Annotated in this window: 22 protein-coding genes; 8 read left to right on the forward strand and 14 right to left on the reverse strand. The window is 60.6% G+C overall.

Annotated features, from left to right (window positions below):
* Positions 1-233: 233 nt before the first annotated feature.
* The 5 genes from PI93_RS21150 to PI93_RS21170 are packed head-to-tail and all read right to left on the reverse strand — an operon-like array spanning position 234 to position 5,411.
* On the reverse strand, positions 234-1,418 hold the full coding sequence (locus tag PI93_RS21150; RefSeq protein ID WP_231606174.1) for a thiolase family protein: 1,185 nt from the start codon (positions 1,416-1,418) through the stop codon (positions 234-236).
* 18 nt (positions 1,419-1,436) lie between these two features.
* The gene (locus tag PI93_RS21155; RefSeq protein WP_039365107.1) at positions 1,437-2,735 is read right to left on the reverse strand and encodes an amidohydrolase family protein; all 1,299 of its coding nucleotides are present in this window, start codon (positions 2,733-2,735) and stop codon (positions 1,437-1,439) included.
* A gap of 47 nt (positions 2,736-2,782) precedes the next feature.
* Entirely contained in the window at positions 2,783-3,679 is an 897-nt protein-coding gene (locus PI93_RS21160) for an FAS1-like dehydratase domain-containing protein (protein ID WP_039365104.1), read from the reverse strand.
* Positions 3,680-3,713: 34 nt separating this feature from the next.
* Positions 3,714-4,517 carry an enoyl-CoA hydratase gene (locus PI93_RS21165; protein WP_039365101.1) on the reverse strand — a complete coding sequence of 268 codons (804 nt, stop codon included), beginning with the start codon at positions 4,515-4,517 and terminating at the stop codon, positions 3,714-3,716.
* Between the two features lie 24 nt (positions 4,518-4,541).
* Positions 4,542-5,411 (reverse strand): MaoC/PaaZ C-terminal domain-containing protein, encoded by an 870-nt coding sequence (locus PI93_RS21170; protein WP_039365098.1) that lies wholly within the window; start codon positions 5,409-5,411, stop codon positions 4,542-4,544.
* Between the two features lie 221 nt (positions 5,412-5,632).
* Here PI93_RS21170 and PI93_RS21175 point away from each other — a divergent pair, with 221 nt between their 5' ends.
* Both PI93_RS21175 and PI93_RS21180 read left to right on the forward strand, forming a co-directional pair.
* On the forward strand, positions 5,633-6,499 hold the full coding sequence (locus tag PI93_RS21175) for an SDR family NAD(P)-dependent oxidoreductase (RefSeq protein ID WP_039365095.1): 867 nt from the start codon (positions 5,633-5,635) through the stop codon (positions 6,497-6,499).
* Between the two features lie 102 nt (positions 6,500-6,601).
* Positions 6,602-7,750 (forward strand): lipid-transfer protein, encoded by a 1,149-nt coding sequence (locus PI93_RS21180; protein WP_407945337.1) that lies wholly within the window; start codon positions 6,602-6,604, stop codon positions 7,748-7,750.
* A 117-nt stretch (positions 7,751-7,867) separates the two neighbouring features.
* Here PI93_RS21180 and folE read toward each other — a convergent pair whose 3' ends face one another.
* Entirely contained in the window at positions 7,868-8,431 is a 564-nt protein-coding gene (folE, locus tag PI93_RS21185) for a GTP cyclohydrolase I FolE (protein WP_039365087.1), read from the reverse strand.
* A gap of 197 nt (positions 8,432-8,628) precedes the next feature.
* Between folE and PI93_RS21190 the strand changes: the two genes are divergently transcribed.
* Genes PI93_RS21190 through PI93_RS21200 form a run of 3 tightly spaced genes read left to right on the forward strand, consistent with a single transcriptional unit; the run spans position 8,629 to position 11,994 of the window.
* Positions 8,629-9,570 carry an alpha/beta fold hydrolase gene (locus PI93_RS21190; protein WP_052240290.1) on the forward strand — a complete coding sequence of 314 codons (942 nt, stop codon included), beginning with the start codon at positions 8,629-8,631 and terminating at the stop codon, positions 9,568-9,570.
* Entirely contained in the window at positions 9,560-11,173 is a 1,614-nt protein-coding gene (locus PI93_RS21195) for a class I adenylate-forming enzyme family protein (protein WP_052240289.1), read from the forward strand. The genes PI93_RS21190 and PI93_RS21195 overlap by 11 nt, the downstream gene beginning before the upstream one ends.
* Complete coding sequence (locus PI93_RS21200) at positions 11,170-11,994, forward strand: SDR family NAD(P)-dependent oxidoreductase (RefSeq protein WP_039365084.1); 825 nt, start codon at positions 11,170-11,172, stop codon at positions 11,992-11,994. The genes PI93_RS21195 and PI93_RS21200 overlap by 4 nt, the downstream gene beginning before the upstream one ends.
* Positions 11,995-12,038: 44 nt before the next feature.
* Here the strand turns inward: PI93_RS21200 and PI93_RS21205 are convergent, their stop codons facing one another.
* Entirely contained in the window at positions 12,039-13,088 is a 1,050-nt protein-coding gene (locus PI93_RS21205) for a phosphotransferase family protein (RefSeq protein ID WP_201278407.1), read from the reverse strand.
* A 72-nt stretch (positions 13,089-13,160) separates the two neighbouring features.
* Positions 13,161-14,531 (reverse strand): acyl-CoA dehydrogenase family protein, encoded by a 1,371-nt coding sequence (locus PI93_RS21210; protein WP_236105762.1) that lies wholly within the window; start codon positions 14,529-14,531, stop codon positions 13,161-13,163.
* A gap of 111 nt (positions 14,532-14,642) precedes the next feature.
* Between PI93_RS21210 and PI93_RS21215 the strand changes: the two genes are divergently transcribed.
* Positions 14,643-15,470 carry an SDR family NAD(P)-dependent oxidoreductase gene (locus PI93_RS21215; protein WP_080759519.1) on the forward strand — a complete coding sequence of 276 codons (828 nt, stop codon included), beginning with the start codon at positions 14,643-14,645 and terminating at the stop codon, positions 15,468-15,470.
* Between the two features lie 38 nt (positions 15,471-15,508).
* On the opposite strand, the gene PI93_RS21220 is transcribed toward PI93_RS21215, so the two are convergent.
* Positions 15,509-16,000, reverse strand: coding sequence for a MarR family winged helix-turn-helix transcriptional regulator (locus PI93_RS21220; RefSeq protein ID WP_052241142.1), 492 nt, complete (start codon positions 15,998-16,000; stop codon positions 15,509-15,511).
* Between the two features lie 133 nt (positions 16,001-16,133).
* Here PI93_RS21220 and PI93_RS21225 point away from each other — a divergent pair, with 133 nt between their 5' ends.
* A complete protein-coding gene (locus PI93_RS21225; protein WP_201278408.1) occupies positions 16,134-17,138 on the forward strand; it encodes an alpha/beta fold hydrolase in 1,005 nt (334 codons plus the stop codon).
* Positions 17,139-17,229: 91 nt separating this feature from the next.
* Here the strand turns inward: PI93_RS21225 and PI93_RS21230 are convergent, their stop codons facing one another.
* Positions 17,230-18,846 (reverse strand): DUF1302 domain-containing protein, encoded by a 1,617-nt coding sequence (locus PI93_RS21230; protein ID WP_197090712.1) that lies wholly within the window; start codon positions 18,844-18,846, stop codon positions 17,230-17,232.
* Between the two features lie 378 nt (positions 18,847-19,224).
* Here PI93_RS21230 and PI93_RS21235 point away from each other — a divergent pair, with 378 nt between their 5' ends.
* Entirely contained in the window at positions 19,225-20,178 is a 954-nt protein-coding gene (locus tag PI93_RS21235; RefSeq protein ID WP_201278409.1) for a TetR/AcrR family transcriptional regulator, read from the forward strand.
* Between the two features lie 81 nt (positions 20,179-20,259).
* Here the strand turns inward: PI93_RS21235 and PI93_RS21240 are convergent, their stop codons facing one another.
* Genes PI93_RS21240 through PI93_RS21255 form a run of 4 tightly spaced genes read right to left on the reverse strand, consistent with a single transcriptional unit; the run spans position 20,260 to position 24,968 of the window.
* Entirely contained in the window at positions 20,260-21,468 is a 1,209-nt protein-coding gene (locus PI93_RS21240; RefSeq protein WP_236105761.1) for an acyl-CoA dehydrogenase family protein, read from the reverse strand.
* A complete protein-coding gene (locus PI93_RS21245) occupies positions 21,410-22,639 on the reverse strand; it encodes an acyl-CoA dehydrogenase family protein (RefSeq protein ID WP_231606176.1) in 1,230 nt (409 codons plus the stop codon). The genes PI93_RS21240 and PI93_RS21245 overlap by 59 nt, the downstream gene beginning before the upstream one ends.
* Before the next feature lie 17 nt (positions 22,640-22,656).
* Positions 22,657-23,856 carry an acyl-CoA dehydrogenase family protein gene (locus PI93_RS21250; protein WP_201278410.1) on the reverse strand — a complete coding sequence of 400 codons (1,200 nt, stop codon included), beginning with the start codon at positions 23,854-23,856 and terminating at the stop codon, positions 22,657-22,659.
* On the reverse strand, positions 23,853-24,968 hold the full coding sequence (locus PI93_RS21255; protein ID WP_052241143.1) for an acyl-CoA dehydrogenase family protein: 1,116 nt from the start codon (positions 24,966-24,968) through the stop codon (positions 23,853-23,855). Before PI93_RS21255 ends, PI93_RS21250 begins: the two co-directional genes overlap by 4 nt.
* Positions 24,969-24,970: the final 2 nt, after the last annotated feature.

Genomic DNA, 24,970 nt, shown 5'->3' on the forward strand with positions numbered 1-24,970 from the left:
CAAATGAGATTTGAAAATTCCGTTGAATGCTCGAATACCCTGATATGGCGCGGGTTTCGGCAGAATCTGGGGGAGTTGAAGCGGGGATGCGAGAACACGCACGACGACGGTGCGTAGCAATACGGGAATCGACTATCGGACGCCAGCGGATACATCGCAAGTCAGCGGTGCCAGCGAGAAATCGCAATGAGGATGCGGCGTGTCAGAACGACACGTCGCATCTGAGGAAGAGGTCAATCCGATGTGAGTAGCATGGCCCCGGCGATCGGACCGCCGCCGTTGGAAACCACTGCCACGCGTGGGTCTCCCGGGATCTGACGAGCGCCGCCCTGCCCCCGCAATTGCGTGACGGCCTCGACGACATGGATCATGCCGTGCAGACGGCCGGCCGAGAGTTGCCCACCACCGGTGGACATCGGCAACTCGCCGTCAAGTGCGATCCGGGAACCATCGCCGACGAAATCGGGCGCCTCGCCGCGTTGGCAGAACCCCAATCCTTCCAACCACAGCCAGGTGAGGAAACTGAAACCGTCGTAGAGCTGCGCCATATCGACATCGTGCGGCTTGAGGTCGGTGCGCGCCCACAGTTGTTTGCCGCAACCCTCTGCGGAAAACCGTGTGAGGTCATCCAACTGATCCCACGAGTCTCGCGTGTGCAAGGCACCGGACATGGCCTCCACACGTATCGGCTTCGATTTGAGGTCGCGTGCCGTGCTCGCGTGAGAAACAATCACGGCAATCGAACCATCGATCGGAATGTCGCAGTCGTACAGGCAAAGCGGCGTGGAAATCATGCGCGCCTGCATGTAGGCGTCCAGCGTCAATGGATCGCGATAGATGGCGGCCGGATTCAATCCGGCGTTGCGCCGCGCATTGATGGCGATCTGCGCCAACTGCTCGCGACGCGCGCCGAATTCGTGAAAATACCGGCTCGCGATAAGCCCAACCCAATTCGCGCCCGAAGGCGCGAGAAACGGCGCCATGTACTCTGCGAAACCACGCACTCGCTCGCCCCCGGTGCCGATGAGGCTGGGCCGACCGCCCTGCTGCGACATGGCCGACGTTTCCGTGACCGTGCGAAAACACAAGACATGGCGCGCCTGCCCGCTTGCAACGGCCATGCAAGCGTTGATCACGCCGGCCATCTGGGTGGCTTCAATGCCGGCGTTATACCAGTTCAGGCGCAGGCCCAATGCCTCCTTGATCTCGCTGATCGTCACCGGCGAAAAGTCCGGGGCGTCGACCCGATAGCCGGGCCAACTCGAGATCCCGTCGATCTCGCGGTGATCGAGCCCGGCGTCGGCGATCGCGGCGAGCACCGCATCCAGAGTCAGGTCGAGACCGGTGCGCCCCAGTCGGCGGCCCGCCGCCGACTGGCCTATCCCGGAGATGACCGCCTGTCGTTCCAGTACTGGCATGTTCATCGGCGGGCGCGATCAGGCAAACAGCTTCATGACTTCACCCGCGGTGACCGGACGGCCTTCGCGGTTCGAGGGATTGTGCCCACCCATATTGGCCACCGGGCGCGTATCGACGTGCGTGGAACGGGCACGCAGCGCCCCCACCGTGCATGCCTCGCGCGGTGCGAATTCAAACGGATCGAAACGGAATTCGCGCATCGTGTTCAAGTGCGTGATCTTGTCGATCGTCTCCTTGGGCAGATGCTTGATCGACGGCCACAGACCTTCGGGAGCATTGGGCCAGAGCGCGTCGGAGTGCGGATAGTCAGCCTCCCAGGCAATCATGTCCGTGTTCATGAAGCGCGTGTTGGCCAGGCCAAACGCGTCGTCAATGAAACAAGTGATGAAGTTGCGCTTGAACAGGTCGCTCGGCAGCATGCCGTTGAAGTTGGCGTTGGTCCACGCCTTGTGATGCTTGTAGGTGAAGTCCGCACGCTCGAGCAGGTACGGAATCCAGCCAATCCCACCTTCCGAGAGCGAGAGCTTCAAATTCGGGAATTTCTGGAACACCGGCGAGAACAACCAGTCGGTCGTCGCGTTGGCGATATACATCGGGAACGACGTGATCCAGGTGTCGATCGGCGAGTCGTTGGAAACGGGAGGTGCGCTGGCGCCCGAGCCGATATGAATACTGATGACAATGCGGTTGTCTTCCAACACCCGCCACAGCGGATCCCAATAGTCCGTGTGAATGCTCGGCAACCCCTTGGCCGTCGGGCTGTCGTAGAAGCTGATGGTACGGCACCCCTTGGCGGCCACACGCTTGGCTTCCGCCACTGCAGCGTTGATGTCATGGCACGGCAAGATGGCCAGCGGAATGAAACGCCCCGGCGCGCCACCGCACCACTCGTCGATGTGCCAATCGTTATAGGCGCTGATCACCGCATTGGTCGCCTCGGGATCTTTCGGATTGAGGAACAGACTGCCGGCAAACGTCGGAAACGTGGGGAAGCAAATCGACGCCAACACGCCGCTCACATCCATGTCATCCAAACGCTCCTTGAGCGACCAGGTACCCTTGCGGATCTGGCTATAGGAGGCCGGCTCCATGCCGTACTCTTCGGGAGGGCGCCCGACGACGGCGTTCAGGCCAAAGTTCGGGGTTCGGCGACCTTCGTATTCCCACGTGTCTTCCGTGGCGCCGGGGTTGTCCCGCAGCGGCACCATCTTCGGCGCGTGTGCCATGTACTTGGCCGGCAGGTGTTTTTTGAACAGATCCGGCGGCTCGATCACATGGTCGTCCACGCTGATCAGGATCATGTCGTTCATTTCCATCGTCTCTCTCCTATTTCCCAGTGGGGATATGTTGCTCAACGATTCCGTTAGCCCAAGGCAGGGGCAGGAATCGCATCAGCCTTGTCTTCCATCATCATAGCTTCGGCCGCCAGGAATTCGACCCGACCGCCATCGACCACCAATGCACTGCGTTCTCGCGAGCTCATACGAAACACCGCACTGTCCTCACCCGTATGCCAAAGCTCGAGCCACATCGTCTCGTCTGTAAGCATCGGTCCCACATACCGCAACGCCAAGTGACGCAATCGCGCGGGTCGATTACCGCACACGAGGTGCATCACACCCCGACCCGCCAGACCGAAGCAGCCCAGGCCGCGCATCATGGCTTTGCCTCGCGGCAGACCGGCGGCCACCGCCAGACTGGTATCGAGCCGGAATATGGCTCGCTCGTCGTTCGGCGGGGTGCGTATTGCCAAGGTGGCATCGGGTGCTCGATCATCTGGCACTCTGACTCTCTCGCCACTTGGCGGCTCGCCGCCAAACCCGCCGTCGCCCTTGAGCAAGGTCGTCACCGTGATGGTCGCCAGCGACTGACCCTGAATGTTCGCAAGTGTCTGGATCTGCCGCATCACAGCCCCCTTGCCGACGCCTCGATCGTGAATGCTGTCGATTTTCTGCGTGAGCCTGAGTTCTCCGGATGTCGGCAGTGGTCGGTGCATCGTCAATGACTCTTCGGCATGAACGATGCGTTGCCAGTCGATACCGGTATCGGGCGACTTTTGCCAGAACTGGCCGTCTGCAAGGGCCAATGCCATCATCGGCAGAACCTCGATGCCGCCAAGAAAGGAGGTGTCGCCAATGCGCAACTCCCCCGGCATACCGGCACCGAAGCCCACTGCAACCCGGCTGGTCTGGGCCGGCCCGTAACACCGCGTTTCGACAGGGAACCGGCGTCCCATCAAAGACGCGTAATCAATCGCCATGGTGCTCCTCCGCTGTCGCCGATTCCGTAGCCATTCAATCCTGCCTTACCTTCTTGGCCGTATTCATCGACGCGTCCATGCCGCCCGAGCGCAGCTTGTGATGTTCGGCTGTCTCGGTCGAGAGAATGTGAGTGTCGAAGTGGGCCATCAGCGAGTTACGGAACCCCATGATGTCGTAAGAGCGATTGAGCGAACGCTTCATCAGGCGAAGGCCGATCGGTGGCGCCTGCGCGATGCGCTCGGCCAGCTGCAAGGTAAAGTCCTCAAGCTCCGCGCGGGGAACGACGTGATTGACCATTCCCCACTCCTTGGCCTCGCTCGCGTTCAAGCGTTGCCCGGTATAGAGAAACTCCTTGGCCTTGCGCATGCCCAACACCCACGGGTGCAACAGCGCCTCGACAGAAGCGGCGGCCAGGCTGTGCACTACCGGATCGCTGAAGAATGCATCGTCGGCAGCCACCATCAAATCGCACATGTTCGCCACCATGAATCCGCCTGCCACACAGGCGCCCTGCACTTGTGCGATGGTCGGCTTCGGAAAATCCCAAATACGCAGCGCATTGCCAAGGTAATGCTCGCTCTCCCAGAGCCAACTCTCCTCCGGGGTGTACTGACCTCGCTTGGCCATGCCCTCCACCAGATCATGGCCGGCCGAGAAATGCTTGCCGACACCGCCCAGAATCAGCACGCGAACGTTGTCGTCGCGCCTGGCGCGTTCGAGGGCGTCATCGATTTCCGCCAACAGGTTCTCCGACTCCGCGTTGGCCATCTTCGGGCGATTGTGGCAAATCCGCAGGACCGGCCCGATCATTTCATAAGTAATGTCTTGATACGTCATCTTGTCCGTCTCCAGAGTTCCACATCAGGCCGCGTATTCCGCGTACCCGTTATTCAATGCCACCGTGTCACGCTCCAGCACCTTCACCCGGAACGCGAGCCTTCCCGGCGCCAGATCCCAGATTTCAGTGACCAAGGTCTCCCCCGGATACACCGGGCTGGCAAAGCGAACATTCAGCTTTCGCAAACGCGAGGGGTCTGCGCCGCAACGTAGGTTCAGAATGGCTCGACCGGCAATGCCGTAACTGCACATACCATGCAGAATCGGCTTATCAAAACCTGCCAGCCTCGCCATCGCAGGATCGATGTGCAGAGGATTGTGGTCCCCCGAAAGACGATAGATGGCCGCTTGTTCGGGACGAGTGATCATCGCCAGCGACGCGTCCGGGTCGCGGTCCTGCGGCATTGGAAAGGGTTTGGGCTGTCCCTGTGCACTCCCGCCAAACCCGCCGTTGCCTCGCATGAAGATCGAATAGCCCGACATGGCCAGCAAATCCCCCGTCACCGCATCGTGAATCTTGCGAGACAGGTACATCACGGCCCCCTTGTCTGGCCCCTTGTCGTAGATCTCATCCACCGTCTCCACACCTTGCACGGCGCCCTCGGCGGGCAATTGTCGATAGATCGTGAGGAACTGTTCGCCGTGCAGCACCTGCGCCAAGTCAATCCCTGTACGTGCATCTGCCATCCAGTCGCTACTACCCGCGAGCAAGGCTGCAAACGTAGGTAACGCCTGCAGCTTGCGTTCAAACACGAACTTCAGATCCGCCTCCGTCAGCGGGTTCTCGGTCGCAGCAGCCACGCCAAGGGCATACAAGATCGTGTCCTTGGCGGTGTAGTGCTGAGTGACCGGCGGCAGTTGCCAATGCTTCACAAGTGAATAATCCAGGGACACGCCATGCCTCCTGCGCTTTGCGCAAAGTCTCCGTTTTGCCGGTCTGTCCGGCCACAAAACTGTTACATCGTCAGTTTTATGGGATATCATAGCAGAACGAAAGCTGATCTTAAATCAGTTTTATATTTTTAGCGAAGGCGGCCCACGCTCCCCGCACGAGGAGCAGATCAAGGCCCTCACGGCGCCCGTCGGCTGTCCCGCTTCCTTCAAGGGAGACATCAATGGCATTACTCGAGAACAAGGTGGTCGTGGTAACGGGCGCCGGACGCGGATTAGGCGCGGTGTATGCAAGGCGGCTGGCTGCGGAAGGGGCTGCCATCGTCGTCAATGACGTGGGTCGCGACGCGCAGGGAGTGGCGTCAGCCGAGCAGGTCGCCGCCAGTATTCGAGACAACGGTGGACGTGCTGTCGCACATACCGAGGACATCTCCACGGTCGTCGGTGGGCAGTCGCTACTGCAGTGCGCACTCGATCACTTCGGCCGCGTCGACATCCTGGTCAACAACGCCGGCATTCTGCGTGACAAGTCATTTGCAAAAATGGACGAGGCCGACTGGGACGCCGTGCAGCAGGTGAACTTCAAGAGTCTCTATACCGTAACCCGGCCGATCTTCAGTTGGATGAAGGACAACGGTGGGGGTGGCGTCATCGTCAACACCAGCTCCGTGTCGGGCATCGTCGGCAACTTCGGACAGACGAATTACGGCGCGTCAAAAGCGGGCGTCTGGGGCTTCTCTCACGTTCTGGCCCTCGAAGGCGCGAAGTTCGGCGTGCGTGTCTGGACCCTGGCTCCGGCCGCCACTTCTGCACTGACCGCAGGCCTGATGTCTGAGGCCATGCAAAAGGAGCTCGCACCGGAACATGTCGCCGAGGTCTTGCTGTACATGGTCAGCGACCTCTCGGGCACGCGCACCGGCCATACGATCTTCGCCTCGGGACAGTCGATTCGCGAGTTGAAACTGTTGTCGTCCGAGGGTATCCCTGGGGCAAGAGGCGGCGCGCCGATTTCGGCACAGGCGATCGCCGCCAACGAGGGCCGCCTGTATCGCGAAGAGCCCGCACTCACCATCATGGATTTCAGTCAGTAATTCCGACATCTCCCCTGGATCTGGATGTCGTGGGATACGCCAGCGGCATCCTCTGTTTATGGAATACCCAAAATGAGTCACGTCATGATCGCCGGCGTGGGCATGGTGAAGTTCGCCAAGCCCGGCAAAAGCCAAACGTATGATGTCATGGGCTGCGAAGCCGCACGAACTGCCCTGAACGACGCCCGGATACGCTATGAGGATGTACAACAGGCTTACGTCGGTTATGTCTCCGGCGACACCTGTTCCGGGCAAACCGCACTCTATGGTGTGGGCCTCACACAAATTCCGATTGTGAACGTCAACAACGCCTGCTCGACCGGCTCGACGGCTCTCTTTCTCGCACGGCAAGCGGTCGCCAGTGGAGCGGTTGATGTCGCACTTGCCCTCGGCTTTGAGCAAATGAGCCCTGGCGCACTGGCGCTGTCGTCCACCGATCGCCCGCCGATCACCTGGCGCATCGACGAAGCCATGCGCTCGATTTCGGGCTTCGACGACAACGTGCCCACGGGACTGCAATACTTCGGCAATGCCGGCGCGGAATACCTTGAGAAATACAACGTGAGCGCCGAATTATTCGGCCGCATATCGGTCAAGGCGCGCAGCCATGCGATTCGTAATCCTTATGCCCTGTTCTCCGAGGCACTGACGCTCGAACAAGTGATGACGGCGCCGCACGTGTACGGCCCCCTGACACGGTTGATGTGCTGCCCTCCGACCTGCGGTGCCGCCGCCGTAGTGGTTGTCTCGGAGAAATACGCGCGAGAACACGGCCTCGATGCAACGGTAACGATCGCCGGCATGGGGCTGACCACGGACAGTCCCGACAGCTTTGGATCAGGAAGCATGATGAACGTCGTCGGAGCGGGCATGACCCGAAGCGCCGCCGCCCTCGCCTACTCGGAGGCCGGCATCGACGTCGATGACATCGATCTGGTGGAATTGCATGACTGCTTCTCCCCTAACGAAGCCATCAGCTACGAGGCGCTGGGCCTTTGTCCCGAAGGGGGGGCAGAGAAGTTTGTGATGGATGGCGACAACACCTTCGGTGGCAAGGTGGTGACCAATCCGTCCGGCGGCTTGCTCTCCAAAGGGCACCCGCTCGGCGCGACCGGCCTCGCTCAAATCACGGAAATCACCTGGCACCTGCGGGGTCAGGCCGGCGAGCGCCAGGTGCCACACGCCCGACTGGGTGTTCAGCATAACGTCGGGCTTGGGGGAGCTTGCGTCGTCACGGTACTCAAGCGCTAAATGACCTTGCCCCGCCCCGAGCGGCAGCAACGCCGCTCGGGATCGGGACATGGACGCAACCTAATGTCGATGAGGTACGCCCCTCCCATCACGCTCAATACCGGTTTCGCCGTCTCGTCATTTCATACGAGCCAAAGACAAGAACTCGGTTCTCAGCGCCAGATTCGGTTGTAGTTCACCCAACATCGCAGACGTCACCGACTCCTCGCCAGGCGTGCGGATCCCGCGACTCTCCATGCATAAATGACGGCAAGTCAGGATCACGCCGACTGCCTTGGGTTGCAGGTGCGTCATCAAAGCATTGGCGACTTGCGTCGTCAGACGCTCCTGAACCTGCAACCGCTTGGCGAAACAGTCCACCAGCCGGGTCAACTTGGACAGCCCCACGATACGCCCTGCCGGCACATAGCCGATCGTTGCTTGCCCGAAGAACGGCGCAAGATGATGTTCACAATGGCTATACACCGGGATGTTGCGCACGATAATCAGTTCGTTGTACATCTGCGCCCCGTCCTCGAAGACTTTCAGGACTTCCGCCGGATCCTGACGATAGCCTTGAGTCCAGTGCTCCCACGCCAGCCTCACGCGTTGCGGCGTTTCCTGCAACCCCGAGCGATCCGGGTCTTCACCAACACTTGCCAAAAATCGACGCCAGTCGCCGTCTCCAAAAAGCTGCTCCATGCTCCTTAATTCTCCGTCTACGCGTTCGATATGCACTCTCGCGCCCTGTGGGTAGCGCTCGAATACAAAGTGTAACTGAGCCTCGAGTCAATAACTAACATTTAGTTAGTTTTATGATAATCTGGCACCTAACCCCGGCGCATTGGCACCGGGACAAAGTCTGCGGCTAATGGGCTGCGCTTTTGGAATTCGAATTCATGGTGACTGAACGCATGCTCGCCAGCGGAGCTGAGGAACCAGGCGATCACCCGGGTAGCAACGGCACGCCGATGTGGTACCGCAAGGCCATGGAGCAACCGGGGGAATCGCGTTTCCTCAATGTCGACGGCGCGGCTATTCACAGCCTTCATTGGGGGCATCGCTCGGGCGCGAAGCCATTGCTGTTGTTACTTCACGGCTTGCGGGCCCACGCGCGCTGGTGGGATTTTCTTGCCCCTATGTTCGCGCCCAGCTATCACGTCGTTGCGATGGACTTCTCCGGCATGGGGGACAGCGCTCGGCGCGAGTCCTATGACGTATCGCAATTTGCCCGCGAAATCATCGCGGTCGCACAAACATACGGCGCCGGCGCTCCCGTCAACGCCGTGGGGCATAGCTACGGCGGCGGCCGATTGCTGCGTGCATGCTACGAGCAACCGTCATTGTTCGAACGGGCGATTGCGGTCGATGCACATGTGTACTTCCGCGACGACAACCTACGCATGCCACCCCAGCCCCTCGGCACGAAAATTTATGCGTCGGCGGACGCCGCGATTGCGCGCTTTCGTTTGACGCCAGAGCAACCGGATACGCCGAACTTCCTGCTGACGCACGTCGCGCGCCACGGCTTGAAACACACTGATGATGGCTGGCGCTGGAAGCTCGACCCAGCCGTGACAGCCGACGGCCACACGGAGATCGATGGCGAGACGCTACTGTCCGGGATTTCGGTACCGGTAGACGTTGTCGTTGGCGAGCAAAGCAAGGTCGTGTCCCAGGCACTGGCGCAACGGATTGCCACGCACCTCGTCAACGCCCGAGGACCGATCACGATCCCGTCGGGACACCACCATCTCATGCTCGATCAGCCGATTGCTCTGGTCGCTACGATAAACGCGCTGCTGGCCAATCAGACACACGGAGCACCCCATGCGCGTTGAGCATCGCAACGCCGATTCGTTCCGCGCAGAAGGAGCAACACTTTGGCAGCTCGTGGCGCGACGCGCTGCCCTCACGCCCGACGCGCCGATACTGATCGACGACAACGACCAGGTGTGGACCTTTCGCACGTTCGCGCGGGCAGCCGAGAACGTAGCCGCGTGGTTACTGACCCGCGGAATCGTCCGGCAGTCGGTGATTGCATGGCAGTTTCCCACCGATGTCCGTGCCGTCGTACTGTCGGTGGCGCTCGCGCGTCTGGGCGTAGTCCAAAGTCCGCTGATCCCTCTCTACGGGCCCAAGGAAGTCGCCGCCATCCTGCAACGCAGCGCCGCGTCGCACTTTATCTTGCCTCGCCCCGACTCGCAGGACGCCGAGCAAGTGGCACGCTCGGCGCAAGTGTGTCGCACGCTTGCGCCGGGGCCGGCGATCATCGAGCTTGACAGGGATGCCTTCGCATACGACGCGCCGCTCACCTTACCCGCTCCGCCTACCGACGCTCGGGCAGCGCGTTGGATCTACTACACCTCGGGCACCACATCGGAGCCCAAGGGCGCGCTGCACAGCGACGCCAGCCTGATCGCGGCGGGAACCGCTTTTGCAGAGGCACTCGACGTCGTCCCTCAGGACATTGCCGCCATCGGCTTTCCGTATGCGCACGTCGGCGGATCGATGAATCTTGTCATGCTGCTAACGGCGGGCATGTCCGCCGTGCTGATACGGCGCTTCGCCGCAGACACGGCAGTCGCGCGCTTGCGCCGTCATGGCGTCACGATCAACTGCGGCAGCACTGTGCACTACCAGACATTGCTCGGCGAACAGCGCAAGGCGCCGGGAACACCGGTGGCCCCGAGCCTGCGTCTGCTTTGCGGCGGTGGGGCGCCCAAGCCGGCCACCTTGTTCCACGACATCAAGCGCGAAATGGGCTGTCTGACCACCCACAGTTATGGGATGACCGAAGCCCCCTTGATCACTGCGGCATCACCGCACCACGGTGATGAACGATTGGCAAACACCGACGGCGCACCGGTCGATGGCATGGACATCCGGATTATCGGCTTCGACGGCAGGGTTGCCGACGTCGACGAGGAAGGCGAAATCCGGATCAAGGGTCCGACGGTCTGTCTCGGATACACCGACCGCGCCCTGAATCGCAGCGCATTCGATGATGAGGGCTATTTCCGTACCGGTGACGTGGGCAAGCGCCGATCGGACGGCCATATCGTACTCACGAGCCGCATCAAGGATGTGATCATTCGCAAGGGCGAGAATATCTCCGCGCGCGAAATCGAAGACGTACTTCTCTCCCACCCGCGAGTCGGTGCAGCCGCGGTCATCGGTCTGCCCGACCCGGAGCGCGGGGAACGCGTCTGTGCCGTCGTGGAACTGCGCAACCCGGCGTTGCCGCTCACGCTCGATGCCGTGATCGCGTGGTTTTCGGACGCCGGCGTGATGCGTCAAAAGATCCCCGAGCAACTGGAAATCGTCGCGCAGTTGCCACGCAATGAAACCTTTAACAAGATTCTCAAACACAAGTTGCGTGAGCAGTTTGCTCACCCTTGCTCCGAGGATGAATCAACCTGCCACAGAGGGACAACAGCATGACGGATGCCGGGTATCGACTCGATGACAAAGTCGCCTTTATCACCGCCGGCGCGAATGGTCTCGGTGAAGCCGCCGCGATGGCCATCGCTCGCTTCGGTGGAAAAATCGCCTTCCTCGATATCGATCGGGATAATGGCGAGCGTGTCGAGAGGGCGCTTCAGGCTACCGGGACTCAAGCGCTTTTCGTCGAAGCCAATGTACTCGACACCGAAGCCATCAACGACGCCGTCGAACGCACGGTAAAGACCTTCGGGCACATTGATATCCTGGTCAATAATGCTGGTGGCGTACGAAAAGGCGACTTCCTGTCTCAGCCGGAGAAAAGCTGGCGCAAGCATATCGACATGAACCTGGTCAGCATGCTGGCCGCGACACAGACGGTCGCGCACGTCATGATCGGCGCCAAGCGAGGCGGCACCATCATCAATATCTCCAGCAGCGAAGGACTTCGCGCCGCCCCCGGGTATGCCGTCTATGCGGCCTGCAAGGCAGGCATGGTGAGCTTCACCCGCTCCATGGCGCTTGAGCTGGCGCCTCACGACATACGCACCCATGTCCTCGCCCCGGACATGATCGCAACGGCCGGCTTGCGCCGTTTCGTGGAGCGTGCGGAACCTGCGGAGAACGCCGCTCGCGACCGCTATATCCCCATGGGACGCATGGGACGCGTCGAAGAGTTCGGCAATGTCATCGCGTTTCTGGCCTCGGACATGGCGTCATATCTCAATGGCGTTCTGATCCCCGTGGATGGGGGCACGATTGCGTCCTCCGGCTGGACGCGCAACGTGCACGGCGACGACTGGGCGCTATTTCACGGCTGATCTCAGGCGGCGACGCTGCGAAGCAGCGCCGCCCGCGAACCGTTTCACTCACATAGCTGACGCGCCCTGGCCATCAGCCAGGTCGCGTAGTTGTGAAGAAACAATCCCATCTCCATCGACGCCTTGCCAGCGCACGCACGGGAATAACTTCCTTCCAGCAGGCACGCAAGCTTGAAACAAGCCAGCACGGCGTACCACGGCATGTCTGTCATGCTGCGCCCACTGAGTTCGCCGTACCTGCGCACCAAAGCGTCGCGCGTGGGGAACCCGGCCCATGGCGTCACCGCCGGTGTGCGACCGCCCACCTGAGGATCGCCCGGTTCGGTCCAACTGCTCAGAAGCCACCCGAGATCCAGCAACGGGTCACCGAGTGTGGAGAGCTCCCAATCGACAAGACCGATCAATTCGGGACGTTCACGTGAAAACATGACATTCGCAAACTGGAAGTCACCGTGAATCACGCCGATGCGACACGTCTTGGGTCTATGGCGCTCCAGCCAGTCGCCCACCGTGTCGATGTCTGGCAGTGACGTTCCCGGATATCCCGGCGTGTCACGATAGCTCTCAAGCTGTGTACGCCAGCGAGACACTTGACGTTCGAGCCAGCCATCAGCCTTGCCGAAATCCGTCAAACCTACCTGGTCTGGCTCGATCCGACCCAGCGCGGCGGCGGCATCTACCATCGAAAACCCCATCGCATGACGCCACTCGTCAGACGTTGCGTAGTTCCCGGGCAGTGCCCCCATGGGCGTAAAGCCATCAAGGGGCGCCATCACGTAGAACGTTGCGCCAATGACGTCGGGATCGTCGCACACGGCATACAGGCGCGGATGTGGAACGTCGCTGTCGCGCAGTGCCGCCAACACCCGAGCTTCGCGCACCATGGTTTCGTTGCTGTTGGCACGTAAATGTCGGGGTGGACGCCGCAACACGAAGCGTGCGTCGGTGCGCGACAGCAGGAAAAGGTTATTCTGCGAGCCACCCGTCAATCGCACGCATTCAGTCACCGGTCCACGGCCAGGAAGCGCTTGCTGGGCAATCCAGGCCTGAAGTGGCTCCCAGGCGAGCAGTCCGTCAAAATCGGATAGAGGCATTGTCATCGTCGTCCGGAGATTTCACTGTGAATACCTGCGCGTGAGGAAACACTTCGCACGCGCCCTCGGGACTCAATAACGCCCCGCGTATTTTTCGCGCGCTGCCGCGATACGCGGTGGCAGGTGCGCGCTGGGAAACAGTCCCGGTGCCGGCTTGGCATTACGCAGCAGATGCTTGGCGATGGTCAGTTTGTGAACTTCCGTCGGCCCGTCGACAACGCCCATCATCATGGCATGGATCCACATCTGGGCGAGCGGCATTTCGTCGGACAGGCCAAGCGCTCCGTGAACCTGGATCGTGCGCTGCACGATGTCATGCATGACCTTTGCCATGGCCACCTTGATACCGGCGATCGGCACCTGGTTGGACTTGTAATCGTGGCCTTGATCAATCAACCATGCCGTGTGCATGACCTGCAATCGCAATTGCTGGAGTTCAATCCAGGAATCCGCGACATACGCCTGCACCAGTTGTTTGTCAGCAAGTGCCGAGCCTTTGGTATGACGCGACACTGCCCGCTCGCACAACATCTCCAATGCCATGCGGCACTGCCCGACGGTACGCATGGCGTGATGCACCCGCCCGCCCCCCAACCGCGCCTGCGCGACAGCAAAGCCCTGTCCCTCACCGCCCAGCAGGGCATCTGCCGGCACCCTCACCCCTTCATAACGAATGTAGCCGTGCGAGTAATCGCTCTCCGGCTCACCGAACACACCGGTATTACGCAGGATATTCACCCCGGGCGTCGCTCTGGGCACCAGGAACATCGATGCTCCCCGATAAATCGGAACATCGGGATCCGTCACGCACATCACGATCAGAAACTCCGCATAGCGGGCGTTCGACGAAAACCATTTTTCTCCCGTAATGACCCACTCGTCACCATCGCGAACGGCGCGGCACTGGAACTGACCGGGATCGGCTCCTCCCTGAGGTTCGGTCATGCTGTAACACGACACGATCTCGCCTTCCAGCAAAGGCTTCAGATAGCGATCCTTCTGTGCCTGCGTACCAAACATTGCGATGATTTCGGCATTTCCCGTATCTGGCGCTGCGGTCCCGAACACAATCGGCGCCCACTGAGAGCGGCCGAGAATTTCATTCATGAGTGCCAGCTTGACCTGCCCATATCCCTGACCGCCGAGTTCGGGCCCCAAGTGGCAAGCCCAAAGCGCTTGCGCCTTGACCTTTTCCATAAGGGGACGCACCAGCGCCCGGGCCTTGTGATTGGTAATGTCATACGGTGCGCCCATGCCCGGATAAAGACGATCCAGCGGCTCGCACTCTTCCTTCACGAACGCAGCCATCCAATCCAATTTTTCTTGAAACTCCGGGTCCGTCGAAAAATCCCACATTGCAATGTCCCCTCGCCTTCCTGGCGTTGATGATTCAGGAGGAGGCACGCGGGCAAAGCGTTCGTGCGCCCTCACAGTTGACAGCATATTTCCACATTGACAGTATGCTGTCAATGTGGAAAATAGCCTTCATGCCGAAACGAATCACGCTGAGTGCGACAACGCGCACGAACGGGCGCCAGCCACAAAGGAGAGAACATGCAAGGACAGGGAACAGCACTTGTCACAGGGGCGAGCCGGGGACTCGGCAGAGCCATCAGTCTTGAATTGGCCCGACGTGGCTACGATGTGATTGCCTGTGTGCGCGACTTGGCATCGGCAAATGGACTGGTGGAGCAAGCAGAACATCTATCAGGAACAATCCGGCTGCAAAAGCTCGACATGGCAGCACTGGGCGAATTCCGCGTGCCCGACAATTTACGCATCCTGATCAATAACGCAGGGTATCGAGGGCCGTATCTACCGATCGAAGAAACCTCGATGGACGAATGGCGCAGGACCTTCGAGACCAACTTTTTTGGTTTGATCGACCTGACACGTCGCGCCATCCCGGCACTGCGAAACGCCCGCGACGGCATCATATGCAACATCGGATCCATGGGCGCCTATATGCCCATGCCTTTCTATACAACCTACCGCGCCAGCAAGCTTGCGCTGACGGCGATATCGGAAGGCTTGCGAATCGAACTCGCCCCTTTTGGCATACGCGTCATCGAAATCCCTATTGGCGGTGTCGACACCGACATGCTGCGCACCAGCATTGCCAACCGTCCGCCCGAGGCCATCGATTACGAACGCTATCGCCCCATGGCAGAGCAGCATGCCGCCATGCCGGCACAGATTCGCAGCCGTGTGATCTCGGCCGACGATGCCGCACGCAATGTCGTCGATCAACTGGAAGTGGCGGGGCCGCTCAAACGGGCTTGCGATCCCAATGCGCAAATACAGCTTGCCGAGCTGTCCACATCGACGGAAGAATCCCGGGCTCAGGCCCTGTTCGCCCGCTTCGGGGCAGCGCCTGCCTGAAGCGCTTCCGTGCCCGGGCGGCGGCAGGGGCCGACGACTCAGGACAGATCGTCGACTTCCGCGTTGTCGCTATCCGGATGTTCCAGGTGCTTGCGCATCCGGCGCAGCGTTTGAACCGCTTGCGCAAGCGCTTCCTCCCCAACGGCCGCGCCTATGTCGTCGGCCCACTGACCGCGAAAGTCAGCGTCCCGTTCGTATAGCGCCCATCCTGTCGGCGTCATGACAAGCTGCTTGGCACGCTTGTGAAATGGATTGTCTTCAAATGCCACCAAACCGGCGTCGGCCAGCTCGTTGGCAGTGCGCTGCACCGATTGGCGGGTCAGATCAAGACTACGGGCAATTCGCGCAACCGTCGGCGGTTCAACCGCGCGCGCGACGGCAGACAGAATCAACCCTTGGGAATGGCTGCTGAGCCCGCGACTCTCGTTCATGGCGCGTGTTGCGGACAGCACGCGTCCCCTAAGGCGCAGTACTTCGTCGATCAGGCTCTCGACCAGCCCCCCGGCCGGTGTATGGACTTTTTTCTTCATGCGCGAAACGTGCCATTTCAACCCGGTGTTGTCAACTTCTCGCCGGATCGACGAGCACGCAATCACCCCAATAACTGTTATATTGTCAGTTATACAAAGGCATGTCTCCATGAGATTTGCGGCCGTAGCCTGCATGCGGCCAGACCTCGCCGATAACCATCTCGGTTATGCGTCAACCCAACATCCTTTCCGCATCGGCGATCGCCAACCGTCGTCGATGTCGCCATGGCCCATTCTGGATTTCTCTATGGACAATGTGATTCGCAAGACAACCTTTCTCGGCGGTACCCACAATCGCCTCACGGCAGACGTCGGCGGCAATCCTGCGTCCGCCCCTGTCTTGCTGCTGCATGGCGGGGGGCAAACGCGGCATTCCTGGCGCCAAACCCAACTCGAACTTATCGCCGCCGGCTTTTTTGTCGTCTCTCTCGATGCGCGCGGTCACGGTGATTCGGAGTGGATCGCCAACGCCGACTATTCTTCCGACGCTCAGATACAGGACATCATCGCCGTGGCGAAAGCCATCGGCAGGCCTCCGGCGCTGGTGGGTGCATCCATGGGCGGGATGAACGCGCTAATGGCCTGCGGCGAGCACCCTGGAATCGCCAGCGCCCTGGTATTGGTCGATGTCACACCGCGATTGGAGATGGGCGGCGTCGATCGGATTCGCGCGTTCATGCACGCCAATCTCGACGGCTTCTCCACGCTTGACGACGCCGCCGACGCTGTCGCTGCCTATAACCCTGCCCGTCCGCGCCCCAGGAATCCCGACGGGCTTCGCAAGAACCTTCGGCAGCATCAGGATGGCCGCTGGTACTGGCATTGGGATCCGAGAATCTTTGCTGACGACCCACGCACGAAACTTCATGGGCTGGCGCAGCGCATGCTGACTGCCGCCGAACGGCTCCGGCTACCCGCACTTCTGGTGCGAGGGGGCGAGAGCGACGTCGTAGGACAAGAGGGCGTTGACGAACTACGAGCCCACATTCCTCACCTTGAGTACGCGGATATTGCCGGCGCCGGGCATATGATCGCCGGCGATCGCAACGACGCCTTCACCAACACCGTCGTCGGATTTCTGGGTCGGCATCTGCTGCCGGTCCGACGCGACGCCATGCTACAGCCGAACGCCCGATGACACGTTTCGCCGGCTAATAAAAAATGCCCCCGAAGGTCACTTCGGGGGCAAAGAGACGGTGCCGGATTTGACCCCGGCAACGATGAGCCCGTCAGAATGTGGTCTTGAACGTCAGGGCAACCCAGTCATGTTGCGACTGCACCGCGTTGCTACCGTTCGTCGTCGTGACAACGCCCGTGATCGGATTCACGTTGTAGCGAGCGCGCGCGCTCACATACTTCACACCTAATTCATACTTCGAATACAACAGTCCAGTCACACCGATGGACCATGAGATCGAGCCCTGATTGCCACCGCCCAGTGCCGGACCATTGCCCGCGATCTGGTAGGCCAGCGACATCGGCATCGAAATATCCCAGCCCGCGATGGCTTGTGGCCACTGCGGCGTGAAGCCGATATTGATCCCCCACGCGTCCTTGGTTGAGCAACCGTCGTTCTTGGTTTGCCCGGCCGGACATCCGTAGCCAACGCCGTTGTACAAATTCGGATTGGTGGTGACGGCAAGCAGGCGGCTGTAGTTGATTTCCCCCTGCAACGTACCGCCAGCCCATAGCGGCGAGCGCGGCAGCAAGTAGACCGCGTTAATCACGGCATGCAACGTGTTGCCTCGTGGCCCTTCCGCCTCCGCATAGCTCGCCGAGCTGCCGTTTGTGGGACGCACCACATACCCCCCGACGGCGTTAAGCGCGGTATTGCGACGGAACGACATTTCCGTACCGACACTAACCGTCGAGATGTTGCGAGTAAAACTCACCCCGTATAGCTCGGTGCCCCGCGCAAAGTTATAGCGAAGCGACGAGCCCGCAGGCGTGACCTGCGTAAATCCCCATGGAAGTTTTTCGTCAAACTTGCGGAAATAGAGCCCGACTGTGCCCCCCAGCTCAGCCGGGCTCCACCGCGCATTGACACCAAAATCCCCATGGTTCTTCGGGGTGAGATCTGGACCGTTAGGCAAACCCGGGGCCGCATAATCCGACCGCGCAGCGTCGCCTGACGCGAAATAGGTGCCGCCCGGCACAATCCGATAAGGTGCCCAGGCAAACGCATACTGCCCGGCAACGGAGAAGGTATCCGTCAACTGCATCTGGGCCGACAACTGATTACGGGGCAAGTACAGTTCCTTGGCCTCGGCCCCCGGGCTGGTGGCAGCCTTGATGGTGTCCACCGCCCCTTGCGCGTAGGCAATACTGTTGCTAACGGAGTAAAGCGACTCCCCCCAATACACATTGTGCTGACCGAGCTTGACGCTCAGCGATGTTTGCCCCAACTCGAAGGTGCCGAATACAAACGCATCGAGCAGTTCTCCCGAAGGGCCAACGATGTAACGTCGGGCATAGCTGTTGTACGCCCCGTTCGCGTAGTTGCTCGACGAAATCGCAGGATTTCGCACGGAGTTGGTACCGTATGCCATCTCGTTCCAGGCGGCGCCACTCACGCGAAAGCCGTATTTCCCCTGATAAATGAAATCGAGTTCCGACAAGAGGTCGACCCGATTGATAATCATGTCACCGGATTTGAAACGTCCCTCCGTTTCATCGTAGCCAGGGCTTCTATAGAACGCCGGACTGATCGGGTTCACCCGCCACGCGCCCGTGTAACGGACCGTGTTGTCCCAGCGCAAATCAATGTCGGGATTGCCCACATCGATCGACATGCCCTGACTCGCGCCGGACACGCCAAGCAGTACCGTCGCCAAGGCGATGGACATTCTGTTTCGTGGGAAACGGACTCGTATATTTCTTTTCATACCGCTCGCTCTCCTCCTGTTGGCACACCCGCCACCGAAGTCGTATTGCCGAGGGTCTCCAACCTCGGCCGCTCCGTGCGGCTCAATTACTGACGTTTCATCAGTTTTCAGAAGTAGGCCACGGATACCCTGTCATCGTCAAGGAATAACAGATAGATCGTCAGCTTTTAGCCATAGGGAATCCCCCCATTTATTCGCGCGCGACATTGCTGCAAATAAATGATGTATCATCAGTTTTGTATTGATGTAATGCCCTCCCTGCCAGTCGCGATTCCGCGACAACTACCTGCCCTTATCCGGATGTGTCAAAATAAAAAGATATCTCCGCGGATTCGCTTGATGGAAAGCGACATCGCGTATGTGGACCACATGAAAATCACGGACATGCACATGAGCATCGTCGTCAATCAGAACAAGCAGGGACAGAAGCTAGGCCGCAAGGGCCAGGAAACGCGTGCACGGCTGATGGAAGCCGCACGCAGGTTGCTCGATACCCATTCGCCGGTCGAGCTGACGGCCGTCGCGATTGCGGCCGAAGCCGGCACGTCGCCGGCGAGCTTTTATATGTATTTCGACGACACCAAGGATTTGCTGTTCGCGCTGAGCGAAGTCGCCGGTCAGGACATGGCGAAGATCCATGCGATCTTTGACGAGCCTTGGGCCATCGACAACCTCTACCATCGGGCGATGGATGTCATCGAAGCGCTGAACGCGGTATGGGACAAGCACCGGCCCGTCTTGCGCTACCGAAACCTCGAGGCCACGCGCGGCGACCCGCGCTTTGCCGAGCTTCGACTCAATACCTTCATCCCCTTCATCCAGCGCTTTGCGCAATGCATCCTTGCGGTCAATCCCGCGCAGGGCACACGCCGGCGTGCGGACGCCTACGCTGAAGCCTCCATCATCCAGGGGGCCATGGAACATATGGCCGCGACTGACCCGGAAGTCATGGAGCGAGGCCTGGGTATCAAGCGAATTAACGACAATATGGCGCGGATCATCACGCTGGTAATGACCGGTGGTCAGCCCCCGGGCGATGCCCTGCTCGACGCCGCCACCGCCGCGTCTGCCAAGGCCGCACAAGCCGCGGAAACTGCGAAGAAGAAGCCGCGGGCCTCGGCACGCAAACCCGCAGCGCCAGCGCAACAGGGGGCCGTTGCGGCCAAGAAGCCGGCGAAAGCAGCTCCTAAGCGCGTCCTCAAGTCCGCGGGTGCTCAAGCGGAACTGAAGCTGAATCCTCCGCCGGCAACCAAAGCACCTCGCAAGACCCCCAAACGAACAGCCGCCCGTTAAGCGCTAGCCGGCAACGCCTGTCGCCGGCAGCAGGGATCGCAGATCGCTCTGCGTGCCAGTAGCGGCTGCGAGCCACTGCGATTAGCCAACCACGATTCGCTCGCGTTCCGCCAATTGCTCCAGATGATAATGAGAGCTGCCGAGAAGATTTTCGAAGGTGGTGATCCGCTTGAAATGATGACCGACGACGTACTCGTCGGTCACGCCGATTCCTCCGTGCAATTGAATGGCCTGCGCGCAGACAAACCGGGTGCTGCGGCCCACGTGAACTTTGGCTGCCCTGAGCGCTGCCTCACGCGCCTGCCGTTCCTGAGGCATCGCGGCCAGCGCCTGAAACACCATGCAGCGCGCCAGCTCCAACTCAATCAGCATTTCGCTCATGCGGTGCTGCAGTGACTGGAATGTGCTGAGCGTCACGCCAAATTGCTTGCGCACCTTCAGGTAGTCACGGGTGATCCAAAGGGCACGGTCTGCCACGCCCACCGCCTCGGCGCACGCCGCCAATAATGCATGGTCTGCGCCGATCTGCAACGCATCGGCCGCGCCGCCCACGGGTCCGAGCAATTGCGCCCGGTCGAGCACGACGTCATGCAACGAAATGTCGGCACACCATCGGTTATCGATCATGCGGACATCCCGAATCACCAGGCCGGGCGTATCACGCTTGATGACAAACAGCGAAATGCCCTGCGCATCCGACACCTCGGACGCCGTGCGTGCCGAGACGAGGAAGCAATCGGCCACATTGCCGCCCACGACTGCGGATTTGTTGCCATTGATCCGCCAGCGCTCGCCCTCGATCGAACTCGCCGTGGTTTCCACCCATGACAGATTCCCGCGCGCCTGCGCTTCCCCATGCGCAACCACCGGTCGCGCGGCCCCAACAACGAGTTGCTCCACCAGCGCTTTGGCCTGAGCATCGTCGCCCAAGGCCGCCAACGTCTGCCCCGCGAGAACGGCGATCGCCCAAAACGGCTCGACGAACAATACCTCGCCCATCGCTTCCATCAGGATCGCGGTATCGATCTCGTTGCCGCCCAGCCCGCCGTGAGATTCAGGCAATGCCATGCCAAGCCATCCCAGCTCGGCCATCGTGGCCCAACGCTCGGCGTCGAAACTCCCGCGAGCGACCAGTTCGTGACGTTTCTCGAACCCGCAATGGTCAGCGAGATAACGACGCACGCTGTCCTTCAACATCTGCTGCTCTTCGTTCAGGTGAAAATCCATGGGCTCACAATTCCAGGAATGAACGCGCAATAATCGTGCGCTGCACTTCGTTCGCACCGCCATAGATGGTAGTGGCGCGGCGATACATGAAATCGGGCAATACCCCCGGTGCGTATTCTGGTCCCGGGGGCCATGTGGCTTCGCCCCCCGGCGTTCGATCCGGATCGGGATAGATATAGGTTCCGTAATCACCCAGCGCTTCGACTTGCATCTCGCCGATCTTCTGCAGCAACTCCGAGCCGCGTACCTTCAGCAACGAGCCCACGGGTAGCGTGGAACCCTCGTCCTTTTCGTACAGTGCCCGCAACGTGAGCCACTCAAGCGCCTGGAGGTCGATCTCCAACTGCGCAAGCCTGGACGCAAAGCCGGGAGCATCGATCAATCGCGTGCCGTTCGTTCGCTCGAGACGCGCCATCGCGCGCAACTGCTCGAGATTTCGTTTATTTCTCGGCCACTCGGCACTAAAGGCACGCTCCAGGTCGAGCAAGTACTTGCCATAGGTCCAGCCCTTGCCCTCTTCCCCCACCAGGTAGCGAGCTGGTGTGCGCACGTCGTCGAAGAAAACTTCGTTGAGCGTATGGCTCTCACCGATATCGATGATCGGCCGTATCGTCACACCCGGCGCATTCTTGTCGACCAACAACATGGATATCCCGCGCTGGCGCGCTTCCGGATCGGTTTTCGCAAGCAGGAAAATCGTCTCCGCCGTCTCGACGTATGAGGTCCATATCTTTCGACCGTTGATCACATAGTCGTCGCCATCACGCACGGCACGGGTCGACAGAGACGCCAGGTCGGATCCCGCGTTGGGCTCGGAGAAGCCCTGCCCCCAAAAAACGTCTCCATTGAGGATACGGGGACCGAACTCCTGCTTCAGTGCATCGCTACCGAAGGTCATGATCACTGGGCCGATCATCTTGAAGCCCGCGGTGTCGATAGGGGGCGCACCCGCCATGAAGCATTCTTCCTCGAAGATGAATTGCCGAACCGGCGACCACCCCGTGCCCCCCCAGGCCGTCGGCCAGTTGGCCCCGGACCAACCGTGACGGTTCAGGATGCGTGTCCAGTCGCGTTGGTCTTCACGCAAAAAATGGTAACCACGCCGCGTGCGAACCGCCATATCGACCGGGAGATGCTCGCGAAGGAACACCCGCACTTCGTCGCGAAATGCGACATCATCGGGATCGATGTCAAAATTCATGGGAACTCCGGAAATGATGGACGCCGCGCCCATGCGCCGGCGTCCGACGATCACAACTGGTTGAACGGCACGCCTTTATCGGGGCGGTAGTCCTGGGGGAGCCCCAGAATTCGCTCGGCGAGCGTATTGATAAGGACTTCGTCGGTCCCGCCTGCAATGCGCAGACTGGGATCGATCCAGGAACGGGCGAAGTCCCTGAGAGGCGATGCCTCTGGATCGAGTTGAACCCCGTCGCCCCCCAGCAGATCGAGCGCGAGCGCGCTCATGCGCTGCCGTGTGCGCCCGAGCAGCAGCTTTCGGATTGCGCCCTCAGGGCCGGGCTGACGACCACGTGCCATCGCGCTGACTGCACGGCGATGGATCGAGCGCAGCCCCTGACGTTCCGTGATCACTTGTGCGATCAAGGCTCGCACCTCCCCATCTTCCAGGGCGGGGCGTCCTTGAATTCGTGCGTGTTTCGCAATCTCGACAAACGCTTCCAGGGTCGGCCCGTAGCCCGACTCGTCGGTGACTGCATAGCGCTCTATCATCAAGGTCTCGATGGCAACCTTGAAGCCGGCGCCGACTTCGCCGAGCCGCTGGGCATCGGGCACGAAGACGTTATCGAAGAACACTTCGTTGAGATCGGGTTCGTCCACCAGACGGCGAATCGGCCGAACCGTGATCCCGGGCGAGCGCATGTCCAGGTAAAAATAGGTCAGCCCGGCATGCTTGGGGACCGTCGCGTCGGTGCGTGCGATTATCACGCCCCAATCCGCGATCTGAGCCCAGCTCGTCCACACCTTCTGCCCGTTTAACACCCATCCATCGTCCTTGCGCTCGGCACGCAACCGCAACGCGGCAAGATCAGTGCCGGCCGATGGTTCGGAGAACAATTGACACCAGATATGTTCGCCGCGGATCGCAGGGGGACCCAAGCGCCGGCGCTCGTCCTCGGCCGCATGCCTTAGCATGATTGGCACGGGATTGCTCAGACTCACACTGAAGTAAGTCCATGGCACGTCATAGCGCATTTCCTCTTCGCTGAACACGATCTTCTCGAGCTCGCTCCCGCCCGCGCCGCCATAGCATGTGGGGAGTGTGATGCCAGCGTAGCCGTTGACAGCCTTGAGCGCCTGCCATTCCCGCGCGAGCGCCAAATCGGCCTCGAAGCTCAACCCGTGCCGAGCGTCTCCCGAGTAGCGAGGCGCATTTTCCGCTAGCCAACGTGCGGCGCGCGTTCGGTAGGCCTGCAGATCGTCGTCCATCATTTTGTCGTCTCCTGCGCCTTGCCAGCATTGAACCCCGCCCCCGCTATCAACTGGTCCCGCCAGAACAGAGCATTTCCCCATTCGAGCGCGAGTGTGCGTGAGCGACGGTAATAGTGATGCGGCTGTGCCTCCCAGGTAATACCAATGGCGCCGTGCGTCTGGATACTCTCTCGTGCGGCAAACTCATACGCCTCGGTGGCCGCCAGACGAGCCCCCGCGGCAAGCCCCAACCAACTCGGCTCGCCGGCGTCGAGCGCAGCGAGCGCATCGAGCGAGCAACCGCGCGCGATCTCGATGCGTACATACATCTCGGCAAGCTTGGTCTTGATCGCCTGGAACCGACCGATCGGTTGTCCAAACGCAGTGCGCTCCATGGCGTAGTCTCGCGCGAGATCCAGGCACGCCTGCGCCCCTCCCAATTGCTCAAAGGCGGTCGCCAACGCGATCTCGCCCGCGATTCTCCAGAACAGCGCGAGTGCCTCGTCGCCGACGATCTCGGCCGGGGCTCCCGTAAAGCGAAGACGCGCCGACGCCCGGCTGTTGTCCAGCATCGGCACCGTTTCCCGTGTGACGCCACCGCCTGCGAGCTCGACCAAGACTAAACAGGTGCCGGCGTCGCAAGACGCGTGTACTAACGCGACATCTGCACTGGCGCCAAACGGGATAAACGCCGTTTCGCCAAACAGTCCTTCGGGCGTCAGAGAGACCGAGGGATTCACGGCCAACCCTCCCTCGCCGGGCGCAGTGAAAGCCAGGCAAGCATGCGTCTCACCTTCGAGCAGCCTCTGCCCGGCCGCAAGCAATGAGGGTGCGTCGTGGCATTCAAGCAAGACACGAGCCAGTGCCCCACTCGCGATCAACGGCAAAGACCCGGTGGTTCGCCCCAATTCCTCTGCGAACATGCACGTTGCCCCCCACCCCAACCCGAGACCACCGGCAGCGTCGGGCACGGATGCAGACGGCCACCCCAGCGCGACCACTTCACGCCAGGTAACGTGGTCGAAAGTCCCCGGCACCTCAAGCAGTGCTTTCAGGTGGTCGTGCGAGAGTGCATCTTTCAAAAAGCGCCGGGCCTGGTCCCGGATCGGCGCGAGATCGTCGTGATCTTCCATTA

The organism is Pandoraea fibrosis (assembly GCF_000807775.2).
In the GTDB taxonomy this organism is placed as follows: domain Bacteria; phylum Pseudomonadota; class Gammaproteobacteria; order Burkholderiales; family Burkholderiaceae; genus Pandoraea; species Pandoraea fibrosis.